Genomic DNA, 20,506 nt, shown 5'->3' on the forward strand with positions numbered 1-20,506 from the left:
TCTGTTATGCCGCCTTCAGGCAGCAACCGCAGGCCCGCGCAATGCTTAATCTCGGTACCACAGGCGTGTTGCCAGCAGCCGCCACTAGGCGTCGGACATCCTCCGAAGGACCGTATCGCGCCACTACGCCGATGAATTCTTCCACGTCGTGCCCCACAATTCGCAGCTTCGGCCGGCCTAGCTTGTCGAACGCTGGGGCGCCATACGGATCCAGCGCTTGACCGATGTGGTACAGCTCATGCTCCACCAGCGCGCAGAATTCCGCATCGCTGCAGGACGCGCAGTAGTCGGCCGCCAGCGTGATCAGAAATGCGGGGACTCGCCCGAACCATTCCACCATCTGCTGTTCCTGGCGCGCCTTCTGCCAGCCGCCGGCTCGGAACATGACCTGCTCGGCTTGGCCAAGGATTTGACGGCCCCCCTTAGAGAATCCGGACGATGCCCAAAGGAACGCCAGATCCGCGTCAGCTAAGTGCGCGTGGTCCGGGTTGTGGATTGGCCCGCCTTCGTCCGCCACGATCGCGCCGAGCGCCCAGCTGAGAAGCTCGGGCGCCGGACATAGCTGCGGGGCGTCGGACTGGCACACACGCTCCAGCCATTCGGCCGGCGGCCGCGGCCGTCCTTCGCCCTCGGCACGTCCCCGCAACCTGGCCATGTTCACACCTTCAAGTTTGCCAATTTGGCAGCACTGAATGCCGGCTCCCATGTGGCCAGACCCTCGTCCTGCGCCTGCCCTGCCATCTGCCCACCGCCCTCGAGTTGGCCCAGCACCAGCGAGAACAAGCGCAGCCCCATTGGACCCAGGTCACGGCGCCATACGTCTGCGGCCGTGTCGTTCGGGCGGATATGGCACCACGCCTGCGCCAGTATTGGCCCAGTGTCGGCGCCGTCATCCATCCGATAAAGCGTTCCGCCCGTCACGGACTCCTTCATGTGCACTGCCCACCGGACGGCGTCACGACCACGATGCCGCGGCAACAGGGATGGGTGATACCCGAGCGCCCCGTGCCGTGCCCGCGCCCGCGCGCCCGCCTCAATGAAGCAATGAGCATGCGCCGCCAGCAGCACGTCACAACCCTCCGGAACATCCGCCGCGCCCAGGCGGCCGCGCGTCGCGCACGCCGGCACACCGAGTTGCTGCGCAGCCGCATAGAGCCGGTCGTAATCAATGCCTTCGGCCGGCGGCGCGGCCACGGCTACCACTTGGTGGCCTTCGGCCAGGCACTGGCGCAGTAACGCCGCGCCCAGCCACTTCTGGCCGATGATCATGATGCGCATGTCGGCTCCCCCATGTACCGGAAGCCCTGCACGGCGCGGAAGTGCCCGCCGTAACTGGTCAGCACTCCCCCGGCGGTAGGCTTTCGCAGTTTCCCGCTTGGCGCGCCGTAGAGTGGCGCCGAGACCTGCGTCCACCGCTTGTCGCGGCGCAGCGCGGCGGCCAGGCCGGGGTGGCTGGTATGGAACAGGGTCCGAAGTGACAGGCCATATCGGTTGTTGCCGGCCAGCCAAGCAGCGCACACGGCGTTCAGGAATCGCATGCCCACGCCGGCGCCTTGCCATTCCGGCATAACGACCAGACGGCATGCACGCGCCTCGATCAGGCCCGGCCTGGTGCTGACCGCCATGTGGGCCACCGGCTCTCCGTTGATCCAGCCCACATAGTTCGTGGCGGCGATCATCTTAGGCATCTTCAGATAGTGATGCGGTTCAAAATGCGGCCACCAGCGCCAATCGGTTTGCTCGATGTCCAGGTCCAAGCGCGGCCGGCGTCGAACCGACCCCCGATCAAACTGGCCCGTGGCGCTGTCGAACACCCAATCCGGTTGCAGCCAGTCCAGCACATCGTAATGGCAGGACAGCAGCACAACCTGGCCACCGGTGCGTCGCCACGCCTTGGCGAACGCACCGGCGCCGACCCTGGCAATCTGTCTGTCTACGACGGAACTGAATTCGTCCACGACGGCGACCGGCGGAGCCTCGACAACCAGGCGCGCCAGGTTCGCGCGGAACTGCTCGCCGTTGGACAGCACGCCATACGGCCGCAGCCAGGACGGAACACTGCCCAGGCCCACCGCCGACAATGCGGCAGTCACGTCGTCGAATGCGCCGGCTGGCGCGATCGCGTCGATGATGGGGCGGTCCGATGGCCAGGCCGGGGCGTAGAGTGGCGCGATCGCACGTCCGATGCTGGTCTTGCCGGAGCCGGACGGGCCAACGATCACCCCTACCCGCCATTGGCCGTCGTCGATGGGCAGATCGGCCTCCAGGTCGAACGCGGCGCCGCTATCGACGTTGAACAGCGATTTCACCCTAGCCGCGCGGTAACTTTCGGCGTCGGCGCAGCGGTGCTGAATGGACACTTTCATACGGCTACCACCTTCAGGCGGTAGCCCTTCGCGCGCAGGTCGTCGAAGACGCGCTGCTGGTGACCTTCGTCATCGCACAGCACGATCACGCCGTAGCGCGGCTTGTACTTGAAACCGTTGACGCCGGGCTGCTTACGCGCCGGCGCGGCGGTGTTATGGCCGTTGGCCTCCATGCCTGCTTACCTCTGGGCTGGATGCTCGGCGGCATGCTTGATTGTGGCTCTGGGCGCTCGGGGCGCTCTCGGCCATCGAAAACGCGTTCACGGTCTTGCACCGCGAACATTTGATGTTGAGCCGGACATATCCGGTCGTTTCCGCGAGCTTGCGCCCGCAGTTGGTACAACGTAGTTCTTCCATGAGTGACGTTACCGATGTGTTACCGTAGCCCCCGCCTGTACAGGTGGGACGGCCTTGGGTCGCTCACGGCTTATTCCGTGGGTCGGCTGTCGGTCGCGCAGTTACCGCTGCGCGGCCGTCGCCGTCTTCTTTGCTTGCCAGATGTCAACAGATTGCATTGATCAAGGAGAGGCGCTTGAACAAGGATTTGGGTTTACGAGACGCTATCGCTAATTTGACTCAGGGCTACTCGCCATCTGAGAATGCGCCGAAATCTATACCTGAGTACGCCTTCGCGGCGATACGTCGGCAAGTTGAGCAGTACGAGAAAGAGCTGGAAAACGTACCCGGTTCATACTCTATTTGCCTCACTTCGGGCGGCTATGACATGGTCGTGGAATCGATCCGCTTGGACGGGCAGTTCATCATCTTCAGCGGGCGCGACGAAAGCGACGGACCTCGTCGAGTAATCCAGCACTACACACAGGTATCCATGGTTCTATCTAAGGCCCCGCCCACAAGCGCGAAGAAGCCGATCGGATTTCATGCGGAATGATACAAAGCAAAACGCCCCGGTTTTTGGCCGGGGCGTTTCTTTAGCGCGTACTTGCTACGAGTCTGGGCGAATTCTGCTCATCTTGTCCCACATTGTCAAGCGCCGTTGGCGTCGCACCTGCCTCCAGGTCCACCACGATGTCGGCGTCCCGCATTCGCACATCCAGGCGGTTCAAAGCGGCGCGACGGGCGCCTTCCACCAGCACGCGATAGGCTGACGACAGCCGGCCGATATTCGACTTCGGCACGTCGAATTTGTCCGATAGCTCTCTGATCCTCGGCCTGCCCCGCAGAATGTTGGTCACCAACAGGTCTACCAGCTCGCGTTCGCGGCTGTCATCGGCCGCATCCGGGTTCAACCATTCCGAGACTTGGCGCGCGCTGACCGCACCCTCCTCGCCTGTGCCGTACTGTGCCTGCAAGATGTGAAAGCCCATACCATCGCCCAGCGTCCGTTCCAGCACCTTGACCGTGAATACCGCCTGCGCATGCCAGTCGTGCGGTGACAGGCCCGACAACACCTTGCGGTCATAGGTCGCGTCAAAGCGGTCGCGCAGCGCCTCACACACCAACTGTGTAGGATTCTTCGGCTCGATCGGGTAGGCCAGCATCAGGTAGGCCACGGCGATCGCGTGCTCGGGGCATGAGAACGTTCCGGCTTCACGGCGCATTTTTCTTCACTCCCTGGGCGGGTTCCATGTCCAGCACGGTCAGCACCACGTCTACGCGCGGCACCAGGCCGTAGACCTTGCTCTTGCTAGCCTGGACCACCTGGGCGTCATCGCGGTATGCGACGCCGTTGCAGCCGTCCTTGATGGCCTTCTCGACGTTGTCGCCGTCAGGCTTCACGGTTGGCGCGATCTCGCCGGCGGCGGCGCGGCGCTGCCGCACGCCGGACCAGGATTGCGGGATCGGCATGACAATGTCCAGGTCCATCCGTATAGGCCCGGTATAGGCTTCGCGCCCTGCCATGGCCTGGGCCGCGACCAGTTTGACCAGACTTTCATAGGCCACTGTCGCCTCTGGGGTGTAGTGGCGCGTAAAAACGCGGGCGGCCCCTGTCTTGGCGTCACGGCCTATACGTGAGCTGGATTTCGCGCGGCCTTTCCCTTGCGGCACACCGGGTACGGTGAAAACGATTTGCATCATGCTCCCTCGCTGCGCGCGTCGCGCAGCCATTCGATACGCGCGGCCGTCTTGGCCGCAGGCGCTGGTTGGTGGTCCCGGCATTGACGCGGGTATTGCGGGCTGACGAAGGTGCCAGGGCGGTCTTTCATGGCGGCGCACCTGGCCAGCCCAAGCTGGGCATATTTCGGATCTTCACGCAGGGTGAACAGAGCGCAGCTCACGCACTCGACAGCAGTCGTCATATGTGGACCCCAAGGTCTGCGCGGGCGCGGGCTTTGTCGCCTTCGCTCAGGTGGGCGGCGGTAATCACCCTGGCCTTGAACGACGGGAACGGTTCGCCCTGGTCCTGCACGATGCCCAGCTCGGCGCCCTTCGATTCCAGCCCTGACGCCGTGGTCAGCCATGCCAGCGGATCGGACTTCGACACAGCAGGCTTCTTGCCGTTTAGGGCACTCTCACCCTGCGGCGGGTTCAGCACTTTGGCGACGAAGATGTCCAGGAAGCCCGGTGCGATTGGGCCGGCATCGCCTGTGGTTTCGCGATCCAACACCGCCAGGTCGTAGGCTTCGGCCAATTGCAGGTCGGTGACGCCGGCATTGATCCACGCTGCGATTCGTGGGTCATTGCTCAGCGTACTGCGGGGTTGCTTGCCTCGCGCCTGCTCCTTGCGGCGCAGCCAGACAGCAACCGCCATGGCCAGTTCTTCGGCCGTCTTCTCGCCGTCCAGCGGCGGCGGCGCAGGGTCGTCGCCATGCGCAAACACATGCGCGAGAGACGCCGCCGCTGTTTCTTCTTTTTTATATATCCCTGTCCCTGTCCCTGTCTTAGCCGTGACACCCCCGTGACTTTCCGTGTGACTTCCTGCTGTTGTCACAGTGACACCCTTGTGCCCCGCTGTGACGGTTAGGGCGATCCCACGTGACGCCGCTACCTCACGCAGGTGTGACGTCGTCGTACCCTTCGCGGGCAGAATCAGCCCGATTTCGCGCAGCGCCGCAAACAACAGTTTTCGGTCCTCCCGCTCTTCGCGCTTGCGGTCGTTGTCGCCTTCCTTGGCGGCCTGGTGCTCCTCTCGTTTCGCCATTGCTTTGATCGCCTCGGCGGCGATGACCGCATGGTAGAGGCGCCCGTCTGCGCATTTCACGAAGCCACGCAGGGCCATGTCCTTCACCTTGCGCCAGGCGGGCAACTCCTTGCCGGCCAGGTGGGCCAGAATCCGGTCATCGTCGGGCAACGACGCGGCCGGCTCCTGGTTCCAGCTCTTGCACCACAGCCGCAGGGCCGTCTTGAACTCCTCCCCGGTCGAGAGGGCCATCATGTCGCTGTCGAGCAGGCGTTCGGTGTGTAGCGGCATGAAAGGCAGCCCGCGCAGGTTGCAATCCGGAGGGGTCAGGGGGGCCGGTAGCTGTTCGAAATCCGTCATGCGGCCTCCCCGCCGCGCACGGCCAGCGCCGTGGCAATAGGTCGCACGCTGACGGGCACGGACAACAGCTGAAAGGTCCATTTTTGAAAATCCATGGCCCTACCCCCCCAGCCTATGACGTGTCACTCCGCACGACACTTCCTTCGTGCCAGTAGCTGTCGCGGTGGTTTCAGCCGGCGCCTGCCCGGCGGCCAACAGGAATCGAGGTGAGCCGGTCTGACCCGTTTGGCGCATAAAGTCCACTTCGACTTTCGCGGAATTGATGATTGTCTGAGCGACGTCAGACACCGCCTTGGCCCTATCGATATCCATCGGCTTTTCGGGGTCGCGTAACGCCGCCAAAGTCGCAAAAAGATGGTCACGCAGCGCGTCGATGTTGGCCATTGATCTTCCTTTTGAGCGCGCCCTGCAGCTGGATCACTTCGACCAGCTCGGCGGGCAGGTTGTGTACGGAATTGCGCAGCATCATTTCGCGTTTGGTGCGCAGCTCCAGGTTGTCTAGGGAAACGTTCGCTTTGTTGCCGTCCTTGAACGCCAGGGCGTGCGTCTTGGGGATCGGACCGTGGACGCGTTCCCATTCGTAGCGATGGACGTAGACCCAGGTCTTGGGCTCGGCGATCTTGCGTTTGATGTAGCCGTCGGCGTCTGGCACTTCGGTGCCCACCGGCACATGGTTGTGCGGCAGCATGCCCGCCTTAAATCGAGTTTCGTGGCCACCTGTTGCGACGCCCTTCTTCCCCTTGTTCCAGGGGGAATGCCCCTTCGGAAACTGAAAAGCCGCGCCGACGCGATCACCGCGCCGAAGCCGGCAAGCTGCTTCGCTGGCCAGGTATGCGACGGATTTGGCCAACCCGAGTTTCCGCGCCTGCTGGTAGACCTGAGTCAGGGGCCTGCCCAACGCCACGCTTATCACCGCCGTGGGCACGTCCGGGTAGAACTTGCGCAGCACGGCCCGCTCGATATCGGTCCATGCCCGCCGGATCTGACCTGGTGCCCCTTTCATGACGGGTCCGCCTCTTTGGCAGGGATCTGCACGCCCGCGGCGGCCATCTGCCGCTCTACCGTCGCGCGGGCCTGGCGCAGCGCGACAATGGATTCCGACGTTTCACGATGGGCCTGAATCAGTTCTCCCTTGGTCGCCTTGCCGTCTAGCAAAGCCGCAAGTGCTGCACTGGCCTCAGCCTGCTCTCGTAGGACGTTGCCTAATTGCCCAACGGACAATGTTTCGGCGCCGTCCGTCGCCAGCGTCCGGACAGCCAAATTCAGCGAACGTAAAAGGTCGTCAACGCAATGCCGGCGCCTATCATGCGGCATCGCCGCGAGCACAGACGGCAAGAAATTTGCAGGCAGTAGATTGTTCTCCTTGCTCTCATCGTCTAACCAGCGCGATACCCGATCCGCATTGACCTTCATGCGGGAAAAAGTGTCACCTGTGGGCGGCTCAAACCGGATGCCCGTGACGGCGGGGCCATTCAGGCTTTCATGTGCCTTGACGATGCTGTCAACCAGGGTTTCCCGTGACCAATCCAGCGACTTGCGCCAGGCGGAAACGTGATCGCGGACAACTGCGATCAAAGTCTTGTGCGATTCATGTCGCATGCGTCGGGTACTCCTGGCAGTTACATTCCCGCCACACAGTCGGAAAACGGGGTGGCGGGATGGATATAAATGGGAAAAGTCGCGCTGCGCAGGCCACGATTGGCCTGCTTAAGCTGGCAAAGCAAATTGCGGATAACGTCGTCGGGGATGCGGACCAAGAGACGGTGCGGGCCGTTTTCGATCGGTTGTGCATGGAAAGCGACATGAGGCCGGAGCCGACCGCTTCGGCAACGATCACGCATCACTGAAAGCCCACGCTCATCGCGCGGCGCCCGACAGTTAGGGGTTAGATCGAGGCCGCTATGCATGGCCAGGATCGGATGCGCCTAGGCGCGGGGCCAGGGCCGCAGCACCGGTGCCTGGCGGCGGCGCCGCATGGTCGGTAGGCACGAATCGCTCCGGATAAATGATCTGCGTCTCGCTGACGTCGCCGTCAAACACCAGGGACAACTTCTCGGCCAGATCCTTAGATGGCACCTGCAGGCCGCGCTCGATGCGGCTCAGATTGCCGGGGTCAATGCCGACAGAATTTGCGACCTGCTGAATGGTCAATCCGCGCTTCTCGCGCGCTAGGCGCAAAGGAGTGGTCATCGTTCGAGTCCATAAATTATGCGTGTGACGCATATTAGTTGGTTCATTGAATATGCGCAATACGCTTTGCGCTACACGCAGACTGAATAAGACAATTCGGGGATGAACTTGGGCGAAAACATCCGCCAGCGGCGCAAAGCGTTGGGCTGGACAATCTTGGAACTAGCCAATCGCATCGGTAGCGATGTTGGCAACTTGTCGCGCCTGGAGCGCGGCAAGCAAGGATTCAGTGATGAGATCCTGGCCAAGATCGCGGACGCCCTTGGCTGCTCGGTCGGAGAGCTTTTCACAGGCGCACCCGCCGAATCGAACATTCAAGTGGCTGCTATTGGCAGCAGAAGGATTCCACTGCTTAGCTATGTGCAGGCCGGCGCACTGTCAGAATCGGTTGTCCCGTACCCCTCCCCCTCTCCCGACGATTGGCTGCTCACCGACCTTGACCTTTCGCGCAATGCTTTTGCACTACGTATTAAGGGGCTGTCTATGTATAGCCCGATGAATGAAGAGTCATTCAACGAAGGGGATATTGTGGTGATCGACCCGGCCGTCGAGCCGCTGCCGGGGGATTTCGTCGTAGCCAAAAATGGGGACCACGAAGCCACATTCAAAAAGTATCGGCCCCGTGGTGTTACCGAAAGGGGCGAAATGGTCTTTGAGCTTGTCCCGTTAAACCCCGACTATCCCTCTGTGCGTTCCGACGTGTCCGCGGTGCAAATCATCGGCACCATGGTCGAACACCGCCGCTACCGAAAACGCCGCTGACGCCCTAAATGCCCTAAGGCCACAACTTCGGCCTCTTCTCCGCCCAGCACACCGCCGCCAATCAAGGCGGCTTTTTTTCGTCCCACAGCAAAAATGCGCTTGACGCATATTTAAATTTGCGTATCATGCACTTCCATATATGCGTATCACGCAAATTTGGAGGATGGGATGGAAACACCAGTTGTCGCATTACCGGACGATCCGACGCGCGCCGCTGACCACGGATGTTTTCCCGCCGAAGCGGTCATTTCGTTTCCGGACCTGGATGACGAAGCCATCGTCGGCATGCTGTGCGACCTATTCGCCGGTCGGGCGCCGCTCGCATTCGGCGAAACGATCGAATGGTGGTTGGAGACGTGCGCCGATCTACCCGTTAAAGAAGCCGCAGGCGCACTTCTGCCGGCGCTGAGCAAGTGGACGTTTGACCATCGCGCAGGTGTCCCCGGCGTGAATGCGCTGCGCGCTGCGCTGGTGGCGCGCGCCCGGTTCCTGATCGCCAAGGCAGCCGTCGAAACCGGCGAGATTCGCCTGTGATCGCCGCCCTCTACCTGATCCCCATTGCGTACGCCATGGCCCGCGCCATCGACGCGTTCGCAGCCTATCGCCGTCGCACCGACCCATGGAGGGCACAAGCATGATCGTTACCGTCCTCGGCGTGGACCCGCGCAGCCGGAGCAAGACCAAGCTGCAAGCGCCCGCCCCTCTCCCCCATGTCTCGCGCCGCGCCCTAGCGCGCGTGCGTGATCGCATCGAGCCGCCGAAGGCCTGCCATTGCTGCGGCGGCCCGGTGAAGCTGACCAACAACAGCGAAATCTACAACGGGCACTCCTTCGGAGACTGGCCCTTCGTGTATCGCTGCACGCAATGCCAAGCCTACGTGGGACTGCACCCGGACACGGACCTGCCGCTGGGCATCATGGCCGATCGCGCGACCGTCGCGGCGCGCAAGGAGGCAAAGGCCGACTTTCAACGGCTGACCGCCGCACGCTTCGGCTATGACCGCAGCGCCGCCTACGCCTGGTTGGCGCAGGCGCTGGGCATCGCCAAATCGATCTGCCACTTCGCCATGTTCGCCGAAGCCCAGGCCCGCCGCGCCGGCGAAGTCTGCCGCCTGGAACTTGGGAGCCGCCGCGTATGACCGCCACCACCCTCTGGGTCCTGCTGGCCTTCCTGCCCGCCGCCCACGACCGCCCGCCGGTCATGGTTATCGAGCGCTTCGCCACCCAGGCCGAATGTCTCGACGTCCTGGCGGTGTTCCCGTTCGGCACCCGCATCGACTTCACCTGCATGCCCAGCCGGCAAATCCGCGCCGGCGCCGCGCCCACCCTGGAGAACCAACCGCTATGAACGCCCCAGCCCTCCTTCCCACAAACGAGCTGGTCCTGTACGACGCGCTGGATCACATCATGCGCACCGCGCGCGCCAGCTCGACTCAGACCCGTCGGCTTCGTTGGATAGCCAGCCGCGCGCATGTCGCGCTGCAGGGCCTCCCCTACGTCGCATCGGAGCATGACCAGCCCAAGATGGTCAGCGAAGCCGTGCTGCAGGCGAAGAACCACCAACTGCGCCTAGCCAACGCCCGGCTGCGAAATGCGCTGGCCCAGGTCGCTGGCGGCGCTACCGGCTATTCGGACCGCGACACCGAGTTGGCGCAGATTGCCCAGGCTGCTCTCGATGCCGAGCAGGAGGCCCGCGCATGAAGCACGTTCGCAAGCTGATCCGCGCCGACGGCGCCGAGACCGAGTTGCACGGCCCGCATGCCATCCAGGACGTCCGCCAGATGATCGGTGCCGATGCTCTGAGTACCGTCCGCCTCGCCGACCGCACCCACGTAATGCTGGTCGACGACGACAGCATCCAGAAAGGCCTGCCCGTCAATCCAGCAGCGACGCGCCTTTACCAGGCTGCCCGTGGAATTCCCCATCAGATCCGCGGCGACGTGGTGATCGTGCCCGACTCCGACTACGCGAGGGAAGCATGAGCGCCCGCCGCTGGCTCATCGTCTGGCGCCGAGCGTGCCGTAACGGCCTCGATCTAGACGTCGTCGCCTACGCCGCAGGAATCGTCGGCGGAACTGTGTACCTCGCATTCATCACCGGCGTGCTGGGTCCGACCTTAGACACTGCCCGGCCGCACCACCAGGCGGCCGCCGCTCCCCATTCCGCGAACGCCGCCTCCGCGACGCACGCCCCTAACTAATCACGGAGTCACCACCATGCAACGAATCATCCCAATCCGTGCGTCCAGCCTGACCGAGTTATTCGACTGCCCCGCCCGCTGGGAGGCTAAGAACCTTCTGGGCATGCGCATGCCGTCGTCTGGCGCCGCACGCCTGGGCACGGCCATCCATGCCGGCACGGCCGCTTTCGACCAGGCCAAGCTCGACGGCAACCCCATCACCCCAGACGATGCCGCTGGCGAATTCGTGAAGTCCCTGTACGGCACCGACGAGGAGGTCGATTGGGACGACGCAAGCCCCAAGGATGCCGAGCGCATCGGCTTGGCGCTGCATACGCGTTACTGCGCGCAGATCGCGCCGCATCAGGACTACGTCGCGGTGGAGCTGACGTGCGATCGCATGGAGATCACTGACCTCGGCATCGCGCTTACGGGCACTACCGACCGCGTGCGGCGCACCACCAGCGGCGAGTTCGGCATCGCCGACCTCAAGAGCGGCGCGCGCGCTGTAGGCTCAGACGGGGCGGTCACCACTGCCGGGCACGGCCCTCAGATGGGCGTCTACGAGATCCTTGCCCAGCAGGCAATCGGAAAACCCATCACCGCTCCCGCGCAAATTATTGGCTTGCAGACCGGCAAAACTGCCACCGCGCAGCGCATCGGTACAGGCGAGATCTCCGGTGCCCGCGACGCGCTCGTCGGCGATGAAAGCAGCCCCGGTTTGCTCCAGCATGCCTCCCGTCTGGTGCATGGCGGCAGCTTCTACGGCAACCCCAAATCCGTTCTCTGCTCGGGCAAGTACTGCCCGCGTCATTCCACCTGCAAGTTCAAAGGCTAAACCATGACTCAGACCGCAACCATTCAGAACCTGCGTGCCGCACCGGAAGCGCAAATGCCCATCGTGGCACCGGGCTTCGGCAGTCTTCAGGGCTTCGAACTCATGCAGCGCGCCGCGCGCCTGCTCTCCAGCAGCACCCTGGTGCCCGTGGCCTACCGTCAGACGATCGAGAAGCTGGACCGCTTCGGCAACGTCAAGGAAAGCCGCGAGAACCCGAACGCGTTGGCCAACTCTGTTGTCGCGTTGAACATGGCCCAGCGCATGGGCGCCGACCCGCTGATGGTCATGCAAAACCTGTACATCGTTGAGGGACGCCCTTCCTGGTCGTCACAGTGGATCATCGCCGCAATCAATGGTTGCGGCCGCTTCTCGCCGCTGCGCTTCCGCATCGAGAACCGCGGCAAGCGCGTTGTGGAATATCGCTCGACGTTCTGGGAAAACAATCAGCGTCAGACCAAAGTCGACCAGGTCGATATTGAAGACAAGGTGTGTGTCGCTTGGGCAATCGAAAAGGAGACTGGGGAGATCATCGAATCGCCCGCTGTCTCCATCGAAATGGCCGTTAAGGAAGGCTGGTACACCAAGAACGGCAGCAAGTGGCAGACCATGGACGAAGTCATGCTGCGCTATCGCACTGCAAGCTTCTTCGGAAAGCTATACGCGCCAGAGCTACTGATGGGCCTGCAATCCGTCGAAGAAGCCCAGGACATTATCGAAGCCTCCACCGGTTCGGACGGCACGATCAGCGTCAACGTGGACGAGCTGCGCGGTAGCGCGGCACAAACCCACCGCCCAGCCACGGCTGCGCCGGCAGACGTGACCGACGTGGAAGCGCGCGACCCGGCCACTCAATCCGCCCCCTCCCCCGCGAAGGAGCAAGCCAAGGCCGATACCCCGGTGCAGAACGTGGCATCTTCCGCGCCTGCCACCAAGGAAGATCATGCCGACGCCCAGCAGGCCGAACTGCCGGCCGCCGACGACGATGCAGGCTTAGATCCAGCCAAGGTTGAGCACCAAATCCAAAGCGCCAAGTCCATTGATGTCTTGGACCTGGCCAGCGACTCGATCGAGGGCGTCACCGATCTGGGCGAGCAGGCGCGATTGCATCAGCTGTACCAAGCTCGTCGCCTGTCCCTGACGGCCGAGCAGCAGCAGGCCCGCCCGGCTGGCACGACCCGCCGCCGCATGGCTGCGCCGGAGTAAGGGAAAGCCACCATGTTCAAGAACGCCAAGATTTACCGGCTCACGTCAATCAAGCCCTTTTGGAGTCTCGACGCCCTGAATGACGCATTGTTGCGGCACGTCTACACGCCGGCGGGCCAGCTGCAGCGCGAATCGATCGGCTGGGTGCCGCCGCGCGAGGGCGCGGACCTGGCACATGCTGTCAGCGGCAAGATACTCCTCACATTGCGCGTCGAGTCGAAGCTTTTGCCCTCCAAGGCCATCAATCAAGCTGCGGCCGCCCGCGCGCTCGATGTGGAACAGCAGCAAGGCTACAAGCCGGGTAAGAAGCAAATGAAGGAGATCCGGGAGCGGATCATCGAAGAAAAGCTGCCTACGGCCTTGACGCAGTACGACGACATCCGGCTGTGGATTGACCCCGTCGGGCGCTGGCTAATCATTGACACCAGTACGCCTGCGAAGGCAGACACTGTCATCGGCCTCCTGGCCAAGAGCATCGATCCGTTCCCGATCGAAAACTTGTATGTGGTTCAGTCGCCAACGTCCGCCATGACGGGCTGGCTGGCCAGCGACGAGGCGCCGTCCAATTTCAGTATTGACCAAGACGCCGAGCTGCGCGCCTCCGGTGCAAGCGCAGCAGTCGTGCGCTATGTCCACCACTCGATTGATGCCGACGAAGTTCGTCGGCATATCCAGGACGGCAAACAGTGCACGCGCCTAGCCATGACGTGGTCTGACCGCATCTCGTTCGAGCTGACCGAGGATCTCGACGTCCGAAAAATCCGGCCGCTGGATTTGCTGAAAGAAAACCACAGTGCCAAAGAAACTGCGGCCGAAATCTTCGACGGCGAATTTCTCCTCATGGCCACCGAAATCACCAGGCTGCTGGCGGAGCTGGTCTATGCACTAGGTGGCGAGAAACAGTTCGAACGGTCCGAGCCTGCTACTGCCGAGTCTGCGTCGGGCCAATTGGCACTCGAAGCTGAGGACGATCACGACGACACCGACCCGCTGTACACGAACGCCATCAAGATCGTGCGCCAGTACGGGCGTCCCTCTATATCCCTCGTTCAGCGCCACCTGCGCATCGGCTACAACCGCGCCGCCCGCCTCCTGGAGGCGATGGAAACGGCGGGTCTGGTGTCGGCCATGCAATCCAACGGCAGCCGCGAGCTGCACGCATAAGGAGCAACCATGCGAATCAACCGCATCACCATCGACAACTTCCAAGGCGCACGCGCCATAAATCTGGATTTGCGCACGCCGGTAGCCCTGATCGCCGGATCCAATGCTGCCGGTAAGTCCAGCATCGCTGAGGCCGTGCGCCTCGCATTTCTCGGTTCGCCGGAGCGTGTCGGCCTAAAGAAGGAGTTCGGCGCTCTGATCACTGACGGCGCCAAGGTCGGGGCCGTCGCACTGGAACTGGACGAAGGCACCGTCGGCATCAGCTTGCCCAAGGGCACGCAGTCAGGCGAAGACTTGGTGCCGCAGTCCCCTGCCCTTCCTTTCGTCTTGGCGCCCGAGCGCTTCGCGGCCTCCGACGCCAAAGAGCGGACCAAGCTGCTGTTCACGTTGACGGGCGCGAAGATCAAGCCGGACGACATCGAACGACGCTTGGTAGAACGCGGCTGCAGCGCCGCGCTGGTGACGCAGATCAAGCCCATCCTGCGCAGCGGCTTCGCCGCCGGCGCTGAACACGCCAAGCTGGAGGGCACCCAGGCCAAAGGCGCCTGGAAGGCAGCGACGGGCGAGCAATGGGGAAGCCAGAAGGCCGAAGGATGGGCCGCGGAGATTCCGCCATTCGACCAAGCCGCGCTGGTAGGTGAACGCGCAACACTGGCCGGCGTCGACGCCAAGCTGGAACAGAACACCAAGGCACTCGGTGCGCTCGAGCAAAAGTCCAGCGCCTATGCAGCGGCCCGCGATCAGATCGCGGCTCGTCAGGCGCAGGCTGCGAAGCTGCCAGCGCTACGCCAAAAGCTGGAATTCGACCAAGCCGAATGCACCAATCTGACGGCCAAGGTCGAAGTCCTAGAGGGCAAGGCTGGATCTGGAGCGCGCGAAGGCCTGATCCATGAGCTGGCCGATTGGCTGTACACCGCGCTGAATTTTATCGAGGCAGAAGGCGGCGGCTTCGAAGCGTATGACGTCGCCCATGCAACCTTGGGTAAGTATGTCGCGCAGTATGGCCCCATTGACGGCAAGGGAGATCCGGAGGCCGCAGCCGCCCTGCCGAAGGCGATCGAAGCCCGGGACCTAATGGCGCGTAGCGTCGAGAACGATCGCCGCGACATCGCCGCGGCTGAGGCGGCCGAAGCACAGTTGCAGGATGCGTCCGCGCCGGAGGCGGTCCAGCCCTCCGACGTGGAGGCCGCACGGGCCAAGGTGACTGCGCTGCGCGCAGAACGCAAGGCAATCGACGAACGCGTACAGGCGCTGCTGAATGCCAAGCAGGTCGCCGTCAGCGCTGCCGAGCGGACCCAGAACGCTACGCGCTATCACGGTGAGGTGCTGGCCTGGCTAGCAATCGGCGACGCGCTGTCGCCCGACGGGATCCCTGGAGAGATTCTGTCCGAAGCCCTGCAGCCGTTCAACGACAAGCTGGCCGCACTTGCAGACATCGCCGGCTGGCGCGTTCCCTCGATCGGCGCCGACATGTCCATCACTTGGGGTGGTCGGCCCTACCGCCTCCTGTCGGAGTCCGAGCGCTGGCGCGTAGACGCGCTCGTAGGCGCCGCCCTGGCTGAAATGTCCGGCCTGCGCTGCCTGATCCTGGATCGCTTCGACTGCTTGGACATGGACGGGCGCGCCGACGCCCTGGAACTGGTCAACGCGCTGGCTATCTACGAGCGCATCGACACCATCCTGCTGCTGGGCACGCTCAAAACCGCACCGCCCGCACCCTCACAAGCATTCACCACCTTCTGGATTGAAAACGGTACGACCGAGCAGCCCAAGCTCAAGGAAGCAGCATGACCGCCTTGCGCCACCACTCCCTCGAAATGCAGATCGCCCGCCGGCACGCGGCTGAACTGCTGCGCAAGGTCGGCACACCTGTAAAAGCATCCGCCACGATTGTGCAAATGGCCGCCTTAATTGCCGAGCGCACGGGCTGGCCGGCACCGGCTGCGGACCCGGCAGACCTGCTGGCGTTCCTCGTCCGATTCTTGGACCTGGCGCGGGCGGGCGTCGCCCCGCCCCCTTACAGGCCTGTCATGCGGCGGCCGATGCGTTACGACCTCGCCATGCGCGAAACCCTGGCCCGCGCTGCAGCGGCACAACCGCACTTGACCACCGCTACCAGCAACGTCGTCACCTGGAGGGAAATGGCAACATGAACCGATTCACGCAACAGCCCCGCGTTGAGACGCGCGCCACAATCGAACTGTCCGAAGTCGAAATGCGCGCGTTAAAAGCGCTGGTGGACTACGGCCCGGACGCTTTCCTGCGCAACTTCTACAAGGTCATGGGCGAATGCTATTTGCGCCCTCACGAAGCGGGCATTCGGACGCTGTTTGCCACGGTTGAGCGAGAAATACCAATCGTGTTGCGACGCGCCGACGCAGCCCGGAAAGCCTTCGCCCTACAAGACCCGATAATCCACTCACGCAAAGAACACGACGAACTCATCGCGCGATTGGCCGCAAAGGATGCCACCGACCATGCGTAAGCCGATAAGCGTGTCTCTGCCTTTCATCGCATCAGATGGAAGAGTCGGCGCGGTGCATCTGCGCCGCGACGATCAGTGCGGTCGCAAGGCCCACCTTTCGATATCAGCGGGGCATGCCGCCTCCGGTAGTTCGGCCAATGCGCCGTTGACTGTCGATGCTATGCGCCAGCTCGTGGACGGCATGATGGATTGCATCCAAGCCCTGGAGCGCAATGGGCGTGTTTTTAGCGAGGATTCCCATGACTGAAGCGCAGGAGCGCCCAATCCTGTTCAATGGGGCGATGGTACGCGCGCTGGTGGCTGGCACGAAGACGCAGACGCGGCGGGTCGTAAAGCTGCCCCACAATAACCCGCTCGGGCAATGGGAGCCGACCACCATTGGCGGCCCTGGAGTGCGCTTCTCTAACGGCACGCACGCCCCAGCCCAGGCAGCGATATGGCACACCCGTACCGGCGACGCATTGCTCTGCCCATACGGCCAGCCCGGCGACCGCCTGTGGGTGCGGGAGGCGTTCCGCTTCGCCGCAAGTCTGGACCCCCTCTCACCGAACAGCGTGGGCGAAAAGGCACTGGACGCCGGCTACAGCAAGCCGTGGGCACCCACGCAGTTTGAGGCTGACGGCAGCCGCGCCGGCGCCTGGTGCGGTTTCGACACACCGCCCGCGGCCACCATCCCCGGCAAGCTGCGTCCGGGCATCCACATGCCTCGCTGGGCCTGCCGGCTGGTGCTAGAACTCACCGGCATTCGAATAGAGCGGCTGCAGGCCATCAGCGAAGCAGACGCATTGGCTGAGGGTGTGACGATACAAGACCGGCACACACGCCAGCATGTGGCCAACGATATTGCGCATCCGGCAGGCCGCGCGTTCCGCGATATGTGGTGCGATATCAATGGAGTCAGCGCTTGGTCGTCGAACCCGTGGGTTTGGGTCGTGGATTTCCGCCGACTTGTGGACGGGAAAGAACTATGAAGCCTTACCTGACAGATGACGAAATAAACGAAATCTGCAAGCCTCTCACACAGGCGCACGCGCAAATCCGATACCTGCGCGGCCTGGGCGTACCAGTCAGCCGCAAACCGGGTGGACGCCCACTCGTCGGCCGCACAGCGTTTGACCGCGTCATGGCAGCCGCACCACCTGCCGTTGCCAACGACGACTCACTGCCGGGAAGCGGCCCGCAGCCCGACCACGCAGCACTGCAGCAACACTTCAACAAGCAACGGAATCATGGGACGCAAACGCAAATCCGCTGACCAGGGCCTGCCACAGCGCGTTTACATGAAGCACGGCGCGTTCTATTACGTCCACCCAGGCAGTGGAAAATGGGAACGGATAGGAACCGACCTCGCCGAAGCCAAGCGCCGCGGCAACTTGTACAACGATCCCGCGGGTGAATATGGCTCCGTGGCCTACTGGCTCGGCATGTTCGTCGCGGACTGCCAAAAGCGTATCGGCCTACCCAAGTCACGCCGGGGCATTGCCCAGCGCACGTTCGACGATTACAAGGGTGCAACCGCGCCGCTGACCGCGTTCTTTGGCAAGATGCTGCCTCACCAGGTGCAGGGTTATCACGTGGCACAGTACCTCGACGCAGGTGCCCAGGCCGCCCGCGCCGTACGCGCGAACCGCGAAAAGGCGTGTCTCTCGGCGGCTTTCTCCTGGATGATGCGCAGGCCAGAGACAGGCGTCAGTGCCAATCCCTGCTTTGGCATCGCCCGGAATCCTGAACAAAAGCGCGATCGATACGTTGACCATGACGAATACGCACTGATCTACCGAGCGGCGCCGAAGCCTGAACGCATTCTCATGGACCTAATCTATCGAACGCTACAGCGCCCGGAGGACATCATCACCTGGACGACTGCCAACTTGATAAGCAAGCGCGAGGCAGATGGAACACTGCAGCGGGTCATCCGCAACCGTCAGGCCAAAACAGGACAGGTTGTGGATATCCGAGTTAGCTCAGAGATCGAGGCCATTCTGGCCATGGCCACACCAGGGGATGCCGTCCTGGGTCCCGGCCTACATCTGGTTCGGAGCCGCAGCGGTGAGCCCTACACATACGATGGCATCTCGGCCATGCTGCGCCGCCGCGTCTACCGCGCCGTGAAGGGTGGCCAGCTGTCAGAGCCGTTCGGCTTCTATGATTTGAAGGGAAAAGGCGCCACAGACATGTGGCTGAACAACGTACCGTTGACGCAGATCCAAGTCCTATGCGGCCATGAGTCGGTGCGCACCACGGAGATCTACGTCAAAGCGCGTTGGCGCGGCACGATCAGTCCCAACAAAACGGCGCTTTTGGCTGTCTAAAACGGAGCGGCGAAGCTAGGAAACAAGCAGCTCTTGAGCCTAGTCAGACCGTTCAAATATTAGACGGTTTTAGTTCCTATCTCTATATTTGGCGCGGCCCTCCGGGTCATCCAGCTACCGGAATCATAATCCGCAGGTCCCCTGTTCGAATCAGGGATGCGCCACCAAGAATTTAGAAAGGCCCTCACTTGTTGAGGGCCTTTTGCATTGCGGGGTTGAAATCAAACCTACCCCTTAATCCAACCCTACACCTTATACACCGCATCCCGGCGGCGACCGCCCCAGGTCGCGGCAAGGCTCGCCACGAATGCGCCGATCAGCATAGAAGCAAAGCCCCACAGCGCGAATGCAGCGGCGGCTTTTCGCGCCTTATCGGCTGCTTCTTTCGCCTTTTGCTTTGCGGTCTCGGCGGTTTGCTTGGCGGTTTGAATCGCCTGCTCGACACGACGCTGCGCCACGGCAGGTTCCACGCCAGTCTGCGCCGCCACGACCTTCGTGACGTAGTCACGATCCGCTGGCGTCATCTCGCCTTGCGCCAGGCTCATCGCCACGATGCGGCCAACTTCGGTTCTGGCCGCATTGCGATCGCCGCTCGCATCGGGCTTGTCCGAACGCAGCAGGGTATCGGTGAAGTAGTCAGTGGCCTTATCCATTCCACCGCCGCTTGCCCCAGCCGCGGCGGTTGCCGTCACGGCAGCGCCAGCCCCGGCGGCGACAGACGCGCCTGCCTTCGCCGCGCCAGAGGCCAACGTGGCAAGCGCCGAACCCAGCAATGCAGCACTGATGACTGCGCTTACCGCCCACACCAAAAAGCCATGTGCGGTGTCGCGGAAATAGACCTCGTCAGAATGCACGTCTACCCATTTGGTCCGCAGTCGTCCTGCGACATAACCGCCGACCCCATAGGCCACAATTTGCGTGAACAGCATCCATGCAATGACGGCGATACCGACCGCGGGGGCCGACATGCCTTCGTCAGCCCAAGGCGATACCGATAAGAAGCCCAGCCCTGTGCCGCCGGCAAACAAGGCCAATGACAGCGCGGCGGCAATAACAGCCCCCGCGAACACGGCCGCCCACGATACCGCCGACACTGCGGATTCGCGCGGAGGCACGCCCGCAGCGTAGGGCTGGCTCAATGAAGATGCGTTTTCCATGGTGATTCCTTATTCATTGTTCTATCGCTCCGGCAAAGAAGGTTCAACGGAGCCATCTAAGTGGGAAACGACGGGCGTCAATGCCAGAAAAGCGCCAGCAGGATGATGATGGGGATAGGTACGCCAATCAGCCAAAGCAAGATGGAACGCATAAGAGACTCCTTTTGATTTCGATGTGCCGCGCGTACGGCGGGCACTCAGGCCAGATCTATTGCGCCCGGCATGCGGGGGTCCGGCACGGGAGGCGTCGGGTCATGCGAAGGCGGGTCGTCAGGACGTTGATTGGAATCCGGCAGCGGATCATCCGGAGGCAGATTGCCGGGCAACGCAGGATCATCCGGCGGCAAGTCATCGGGCAAGCCGGGTTCGCGATGCGGGAACTGGGACATGGTGAACTCTCCTCTAGCAG

Annotated in this window: 32 protein-coding genes and 1 pseudogene; 18 read left to right on the forward strand and 15 right to left on the reverse strand. The window is 62.8% G+C overall.

What is annotated here, in order from left to right; genetic code table 11:
* Positions 1-4 precede the first annotated feature (4 nt).
* Genes RAS12_RS13370 through RAS12_RS13390 form a run of 5 tightly spaced genes read right to left on the reverse strand, consistent with a single transcriptional unit; the run spans position 5 to position 2,723 of the window.
* Entirely contained in the window at positions 5-655 is a 651-nt protein-coding gene (locus tag RAS12_RS13370; RefSeq protein WP_306950631.1) for a putative metallopeptidase, read from the reverse strand.
* A gap of 2 nt (positions 656-657) precedes the next feature.
* Positions 658-1,278, reverse strand: a complete 621-nt coding sequence (locus RAS12_RS13375; protein ID WP_306950633.1) for a formyltransferase family protein — start codon at positions 1,276-1,278, stop codon at positions 658-660.
* A complete protein-coding gene (locus tag RAS12_RS13380; protein WP_306950634.1) occupies positions 1,266-2,366 on the reverse strand; it encodes a GNAT family N-acetyltransferase in 1,101 nt (366 codons plus the stop codon). The genes RAS12_RS13375 and RAS12_RS13380 overlap by 13 nt, the downstream gene beginning before the upstream one ends.
* Positions 2,363-2,539, reverse strand: a complete 177-nt coding sequence (locus tag RAS12_RS13385; protein ID WP_306950636.1) for a hypothetical protein — start codon at positions 2,537-2,539, stop codon at positions 2,363-2,365. The genes RAS12_RS13380 and RAS12_RS13385 overlap by 4 nt, the downstream gene beginning before the upstream one ends.
* Entirely contained in the window at positions 2,520-2,723 is a 204-nt protein-coding gene (locus tag RAS12_RS13390; protein ID WP_306950637.1) for a Com family DNA-binding transcriptional regulator, read from the reverse strand. Before RAS12_RS13390 ends, RAS12_RS13385 begins: the two co-directional genes overlap by 20 nt.
* Positions 2,724-2,898: 175 nt before the next feature.
* Between RAS12_RS13390 and RAS12_RS13395 the strand changes: the two genes are divergently transcribed.
* Positions 2,899-3,258, forward strand: coding sequence for a hypothetical protein (locus RAS12_RS13395; RefSeq protein WP_306950640.1), 360 nt, complete (start codon positions 2,899-2,901; stop codon positions 3,256-3,258).
* Positions 3,259-3,298: 40 nt separating this feature from the next.
* Here RAS12_RS13395 and RAS12_RS13400 read toward each other — a convergent pair whose 3' ends face one another.
* From RAS12_RS13400 to RAS12_RS13435, 8 genes are all read right to left on the reverse strand, one after another.
* The gene (locus RAS12_RS13400) at positions 3,299-3,928 is read right to left on the reverse strand and encodes a hypothetical protein (protein ID WP_306950642.1); all 630 of its coding nucleotides are present in this window, start codon (positions 3,926-3,928) and stop codon (positions 3,299-3,301) included.
* Positions 3,918-4,406, reverse strand: a complete 489-nt coding sequence (locus RAS12_RS13405; protein WP_306950644.1) for a RusA family crossover junction endodeoxyribonuclease — start codon at positions 4,404-4,406, stop codon at positions 3,918-3,920. The genes RAS12_RS13400 and RAS12_RS13405 overlap by 11 nt, the downstream gene beginning before the upstream one ends.
* Complete coding sequence (locus tag RAS12_RS13410) at positions 4,403-4,627, reverse strand: hypothetical protein (protein WP_306950646.1); 225 nt, start codon at positions 4,625-4,627, stop codon at positions 4,403-4,405. The genes RAS12_RS13405 and RAS12_RS13410 overlap by 4 nt, the downstream gene beginning before the upstream one ends.
* Positions 4,624-5,808, reverse strand: coding sequence for a YdaU family protein (locus tag RAS12_RS13415; protein ID WP_306950648.1), 1,185 nt, complete (start codon positions 5,806-5,808; stop codon positions 4,624-4,626). The genes RAS12_RS13410 and RAS12_RS13415 overlap by 4 nt, the downstream gene beginning before the upstream one ends.
* 99 nt (positions 5,809-5,907) lie before the next feature.
* Positions 5,908-6,192 carry a hypothetical protein gene (locus RAS12_RS13420; protein WP_306950650.1) on the reverse strand — a complete coding sequence of 95 codons (285 nt, stop codon included), beginning with the start codon at positions 6,190-6,192 and terminating at the stop codon, positions 5,908-5,910.
* The gene (locus RAS12_RS13425; protein WP_306950652.1) at positions 6,167-6,811 is read right to left on the reverse strand and encodes an HNH endonuclease signature motif containing protein; all 645 of its coding nucleotides are present in this window, start codon (positions 6,809-6,811) and stop codon (positions 6,167-6,169) included. Before RAS12_RS13425 ends, RAS12_RS13420 begins: the two co-directional genes overlap by 26 nt.
* Positions 6,808-7,383 carry a toxin YdaT family protein gene (locus RAS12_RS13430; RefSeq protein WP_306950654.1) on the reverse strand — a complete coding sequence of 192 codons (576 nt, stop codon included), beginning with the start codon at positions 7,381-7,383 and terminating at the stop codon, positions 6,808-6,810. The genes RAS12_RS13425 and RAS12_RS13430 overlap by 4 nt, the downstream gene beginning before the upstream one ends.
* A gap of 324 nt (positions 7,384-7,707) precedes the next feature.
* A complete protein-coding gene (locus RAS12_RS13435) occupies positions 7,708-7,998 on the reverse strand; it encodes a helix-turn-helix domain-containing protein (protein WP_306950656.1) in 291 nt (96 codons plus the stop codon).
* Positions 7,999-8,106: 108 nt separating this feature from the next.
* On the opposite strand from RAS12_RS13435, the gene RAS12_RS13440 reads away from it, so the two are divergent.
* The 17 genes and pseudogenes from RAS12_RS13440 to RAS12_RS13520 all read left to right on the forward strand — a co-directional run bounded on the left by RAS12_RS13440 (position 8,107) and on the right by RAS12_RS13520 (position 18,940).
* The gene (locus RAS12_RS13440) at positions 8,107-8,760 is read left to right on the forward strand and encodes a LexA family protein (RefSeq protein WP_306950657.1); all 654 of its coding nucleotides are present in this window, start codon (positions 8,107-8,109) and stop codon (positions 8,758-8,760) included.
* A 168-nt stretch (positions 8,761-8,928) separates the two neighbouring features.
* Positions 8,929-9,294 carry a hypothetical protein gene (locus tag RAS12_RS13445; protein ID WP_306950659.1) on the forward strand — a complete coding sequence of 122 codons (366 nt, stop codon included), beginning with the start codon at positions 8,929-8,931 and terminating at the stop codon, positions 9,292-9,294.
* A gap of 100 nt (positions 9,295-9,394) precedes the next feature.
* Positions 9,395-9,898 (forward strand): zinc-finger-containing protein, encoded by a 504-nt coding sequence (locus RAS12_RS13450; RefSeq protein WP_306950661.1) that lies wholly within the window; start codon positions 9,395-9,397, stop codon positions 9,896-9,898.
* The gene (locus RAS12_RS13455) at positions 9,895-10,107 is read left to right on the forward strand and encodes a hypothetical protein (protein WP_306950663.1); all 213 of its coding nucleotides are present in this window, start codon (positions 9,895-9,897) and stop codon (positions 10,105-10,107) included. The genes RAS12_RS13450 and RAS12_RS13455 overlap by 4 nt, the downstream gene beginning before the upstream one ends.
* Positions 10,104-10,460: a hypothetical protein gene (locus RAS12_RS13460; RefSeq protein WP_306950665.1), complete on the forward strand. Its 357-nt coding sequence runs from the start codon at positions 10,104-10,106 to the stop codon at positions 10,458-10,460. Before RAS12_RS13455 ends, RAS12_RS13460 begins: the two co-directional genes overlap by 4 nt.
* On the forward strand, positions 10,457-10,741 hold the full coding sequence (locus RAS12_RS13465) for a DUF3846 domain-containing protein (RefSeq protein WP_306950667.1): 285 nt from the start codon (positions 10,457-10,459) through the stop codon (positions 10,739-10,741). Before RAS12_RS13460 ends, RAS12_RS13465 begins: the two co-directional genes overlap by 4 nt.
* A gap of 234 nt (positions 10,742-10,975) precedes the next feature.
* Positions 10,976-11,776, forward strand: coding sequence for a RecB family exonuclease (locus RAS12_RS13470; protein ID WP_306950669.1), 801 nt, complete (start codon positions 10,976-10,978; stop codon positions 11,774-11,776).
* Between the two features lie 3 nt (positions 11,777-11,779).
* Positions 11,780-12,979, forward strand: coding sequence for a hypothetical protein (locus RAS12_RS13475; RefSeq protein ID WP_306950672.1), 1,200 nt, complete (start codon positions 11,780-11,782; stop codon positions 12,977-12,979).
* A 12-nt stretch (positions 12,980-12,991) separates the two neighbouring features.
* Positions 12,992-13,897 (forward strand): annotated as a pseudogene (locus RAS12_RS13480) (recombination-associated protein RdgC); the annotation flags it as partial.
* 30 nt (positions 13,898-13,927) lie between these two features.
* Positions 13,928-14,143: a DNA translocase FtsK gene (locus tag RAS12_RS13485; protein ID WP_306951439.1), complete on the forward strand. Its 216-nt coding sequence runs from the start codon at positions 13,928-13,930 to the stop codon at positions 14,141-14,143.
* Positions 14,144-14,152: 9 nt separating this feature from the next.
* The gene (locus tag RAS12_RS13490; RefSeq protein WP_306950674.1) at positions 14,153-15,934 is read left to right on the forward strand and encodes an AAA family ATPase; all 1,782 of its coding nucleotides are present in this window, start codon (positions 14,153-14,155) and stop codon (positions 15,932-15,934) included.
* A complete protein-coding gene (locus RAS12_RS13495; protein ID WP_306950676.1) occupies positions 15,931-16,296 on the forward strand; it encodes a hypothetical protein in 366 nt (121 codons plus the stop codon). Before RAS12_RS13490 ends, RAS12_RS13495 begins: the two co-directional genes overlap by 4 nt.
* Entirely contained in the window at positions 16,293-16,628 is a 336-nt protein-coding gene (locus RAS12_RS13500) for a hypothetical protein (protein ID WP_306950678.1), read from the forward strand. The genes RAS12_RS13495 and RAS12_RS13500 overlap by 4 nt, the downstream gene beginning before the upstream one ends.
* Positions 16,621-16,875 carry a hypothetical protein gene (locus tag RAS12_RS13505; RefSeq protein ID WP_306950680.1) on the forward strand — a complete coding sequence of 85 codons (255 nt, stop codon included), beginning with the start codon at positions 16,621-16,623 and terminating at the stop codon, positions 16,873-16,875. The genes RAS12_RS13500 and RAS12_RS13505 overlap by 8 nt, the downstream gene beginning before the upstream one ends.
* Complete coding sequence (locus RAS12_RS13510; protein ID WP_306950682.1) at positions 16,868-17,599, forward strand: hypothetical protein; 732 nt, start codon at positions 16,868-16,870, stop codon at positions 17,597-17,599. Before RAS12_RS13505 ends, RAS12_RS13510 begins: the two co-directional genes overlap by 8 nt.
* A complete protein-coding gene (locus RAS12_RS13515; RefSeq protein ID WP_306950683.1) occupies positions 17,596-17,883 on the forward strand; it encodes a DUF4224 domain-containing protein in 288 nt (95 codons plus the stop codon). The genes RAS12_RS13510 and RAS12_RS13515 overlap by 4 nt, the downstream gene beginning before the upstream one ends.
* A complete protein-coding gene (locus RAS12_RS13520; protein ID WP_306950685.1) occupies positions 17,858-18,940 on the forward strand; it encodes a tyrosine-type recombinase/integrase in 1,083 nt (360 codons plus the stop codon). Before RAS12_RS13515 ends, RAS12_RS13520 begins: the two co-directional genes overlap by 26 nt.
* 245 nt (positions 18,941-19,185) lie before the next feature.
* Here RAS12_RS13520 and RAS12_RS13525 read toward each other — a convergent pair whose 3' ends face one another.
* Together RAS12_RS13525 and RAS12_RS13530 are read right to left on the reverse strand one after the other, a co-directional pair.
* On the reverse strand, positions 19,186-20,097 hold the full coding sequence (locus RAS12_RS13525) for a hypothetical protein (protein WP_306950687.1): 912 nt from the start codon (positions 20,095-20,097) through the stop codon (positions 19,186-19,188).
* A 197-nt stretch (positions 20,098-20,294) separates the two neighbouring features.
* Entirely contained in the window at positions 20,295-20,486 is a 192-nt protein-coding gene (locus RAS12_RS13530) for a hypothetical protein (protein WP_306950689.1), read from the reverse strand.
* Positions 20,487-20,506 lie beyond the last annotated feature (20 nt).

Source organism: Achromobacter seleniivolatilans (genome assembly GCF_030864005.1).
Taxonomy (GTDB): Bacteria; Pseudomonadota; Gammaproteobacteria; order Burkholderiales; family Burkholderiaceae_B; genus Achromobacter; species Achromobacter seleniivolatilans.

Excerpts from the sequence above, each read along its gene's own strand:
- RAS12_RS13370 (WP_306950631.1), bottom strand. The coding sequence starts at position 655 with ATGGCCAGGTTGCGGGGACGTGCCGAGGGCGAAGGACGGCCGCGGCCG.
- RAS12_RS13375 (WP_306950633.1), bottom strand. The coding sequence starts at position 1,278 with ATGCGCATCATGATCATCGGCCAGAAGTGGCTGGGCGCGGCGTTACTG.
- RAS12_RS13380 (WP_306950634.1), bottom strand. The coding sequence starts at position 2,366 with ATGAAAGTGTCCATTCAGCACCGCTGCGCCGACGCCGAAAGTTACCGC.
- RAS12_RS13385 (WP_306950636.1), bottom strand. The coding sequence starts at position 2,539 with ATGGAGGCCAACGGCCATAACACCGCCGCGCCGGCGCGTAAGCAGCCC.
- RAS12_RS13390 (WP_306950637.1), bottom strand. The coding sequence starts at position 2,723 with ATGGAAGAACTACGTTGTACCAACTGCGGGCGCAAGCTCGCGGAAACG.
- RAS12_RS13400 (WP_306950642.1), bottom strand. The coding sequence starts at position 3,928 with ATGCGCCGTGAAGCCGGAACGTTCTCATGCCCCGAGCACGCGATCGCC.
- RAS12_RS13405 (WP_306950644.1), bottom strand. The coding sequence starts at position 4,406 with ATGATGCAAATCGTTTTCACCGTACCCGGTGTGCCGCAAGGGAAAGGC.
- RAS12_RS13410 (WP_306950646.1), bottom strand. The coding sequence starts at position 4,627 with ATGACGACTGCTGTCGAGTGCGTGAGCTGCGCTCTGTTCACCCTGCGT.
- RAS12_RS13415 (WP_306950648.1), bottom strand. The coding sequence starts at position 5,808 with ATGACGGATTTCGAACAGCTACCGGCCCCCCTGACCCCTCCGGATTGC.
- RAS12_RS13420 (WP_306950650.1), bottom strand. The coding sequence starts at position 6,192 with ATGGCCAACATCGACGCGCTGCGTGACCATCTTTTTGCGACTTTGGCG.
- RAS12_RS13425 (WP_306950652.1), bottom strand. The coding sequence starts at position 6,811 with ATGAAAGGGGCACCAGGTCAGATCCGGCGGGCATGGACCGATATCGAG.
- RAS12_RS13435 (WP_306950656.1), bottom strand. The coding sequence starts at position 7,998 with ATGACCACTCCTTTGCGCCTAGCGCGCGAGAAGCGCGGATTGACCATT.
- RAS12_RS13445 (WP_306950659.1), top strand. The coding sequence starts at position 8,929 with ATGGAAACACCAGTTGTCGCATTACCGGACGATCCGACGCGCGCCGCT.
- RAS12_RS13450 (WP_306950661.1), top strand. The coding sequence starts at position 9,395 with ATGATCGTTACCGTCCTCGGCGTGGACCCGCGCAGCCGGAGCAAGACC.
- RAS12_RS13455 (WP_306950663.1), top strand. The coding sequence starts at position 9,895 with ATGACCGCCACCACCCTCTGGGTCCTGCTGGCCTTCCTGCCCGCCGCC.
- RAS12_RS13460 (WP_306950665.1), top strand. The coding sequence starts at position 10,104 with ATGAACGCCCCAGCCCTCCTTCCCACAAACGAGCTGGTCCTGTACGAC.
- RAS12_RS13465 (WP_306950667.1), top strand. The coding sequence starts at position 10,457 with ATGAAGCACGTTCGCAAGCTGATCCGCGCCGACGGCGCCGAGACCGAG.
- RAS12_RS13470 (WP_306950669.1), top strand. The coding sequence starts at position 10,976 with ATGCAACGAATCATCCCAATCCGTGCGTCCAGCCTGACCGAGTTATTC.
- RAS12_RS13475 (WP_306950672.1), top strand. The coding sequence starts at position 11,780 with ATGACTCAGACCGCAACCATTCAGAACCTGCGTGCCGCACCGGAAGCG.
- RAS12_RS13490 (WP_306950674.1), top strand. The coding sequence starts at position 14,153 with ATGCGAATCAACCGCATCACCATCGACAACTTCCAAGGCGCACGCGCC.
- RAS12_RS13495 (WP_306950676.1), top strand. The coding sequence starts at position 15,931 with ATGACCGCCTTGCGCCACCACTCCCTCGAAATGCAGATCGCCCGCCGG.
- RAS12_RS13500 (WP_306950678.1), top strand. The coding sequence starts at position 16,293 with ATGAACCGATTCACGCAACAGCCCCGCGTTGAGACGCGCGCCACAATC.
- RAS12_RS13505 (WP_306950680.1), top strand. The coding sequence starts at position 16,621 with ATGCGTAAGCCGATAAGCGTGTCTCTGCCTTTCATCGCATCAGATGGA.
- RAS12_RS13510 (WP_306950682.1), top strand. The coding sequence starts at position 16,868 with ATGACTGAAGCGCAGGAGCGCCCAATCCTGTTCAATGGGGCGATGGTA.
- RAS12_RS13515 (WP_306950683.1), top strand. The coding sequence starts at position 17,596 with ATGAAGCCTTACCTGACAGATGACGAAATAAACGAAATCTGCAAGCCT.
- RAS12_RS13520 (WP_306950685.1), top strand. The coding sequence starts at position 17,858 with ATGGGACGCAAACGCAAATCCGCTGACCAGGGCCTGCCACAGCGCGTT.
- RAS12_RS13525 (WP_306950687.1), bottom strand. The coding sequence starts at position 20,097 with ATGGAAAACGCATCTTCATTGAGCCAGCCCTACGCTGCGGGCGTGCCT.
- RAS12_RS13530 (WP_306950689.1), bottom strand. The coding sequence starts at position 20,486 with ATGTCCCAGTTCCCGCATCGCGAACCCGGCTTGCCCGATGACTTGCCG.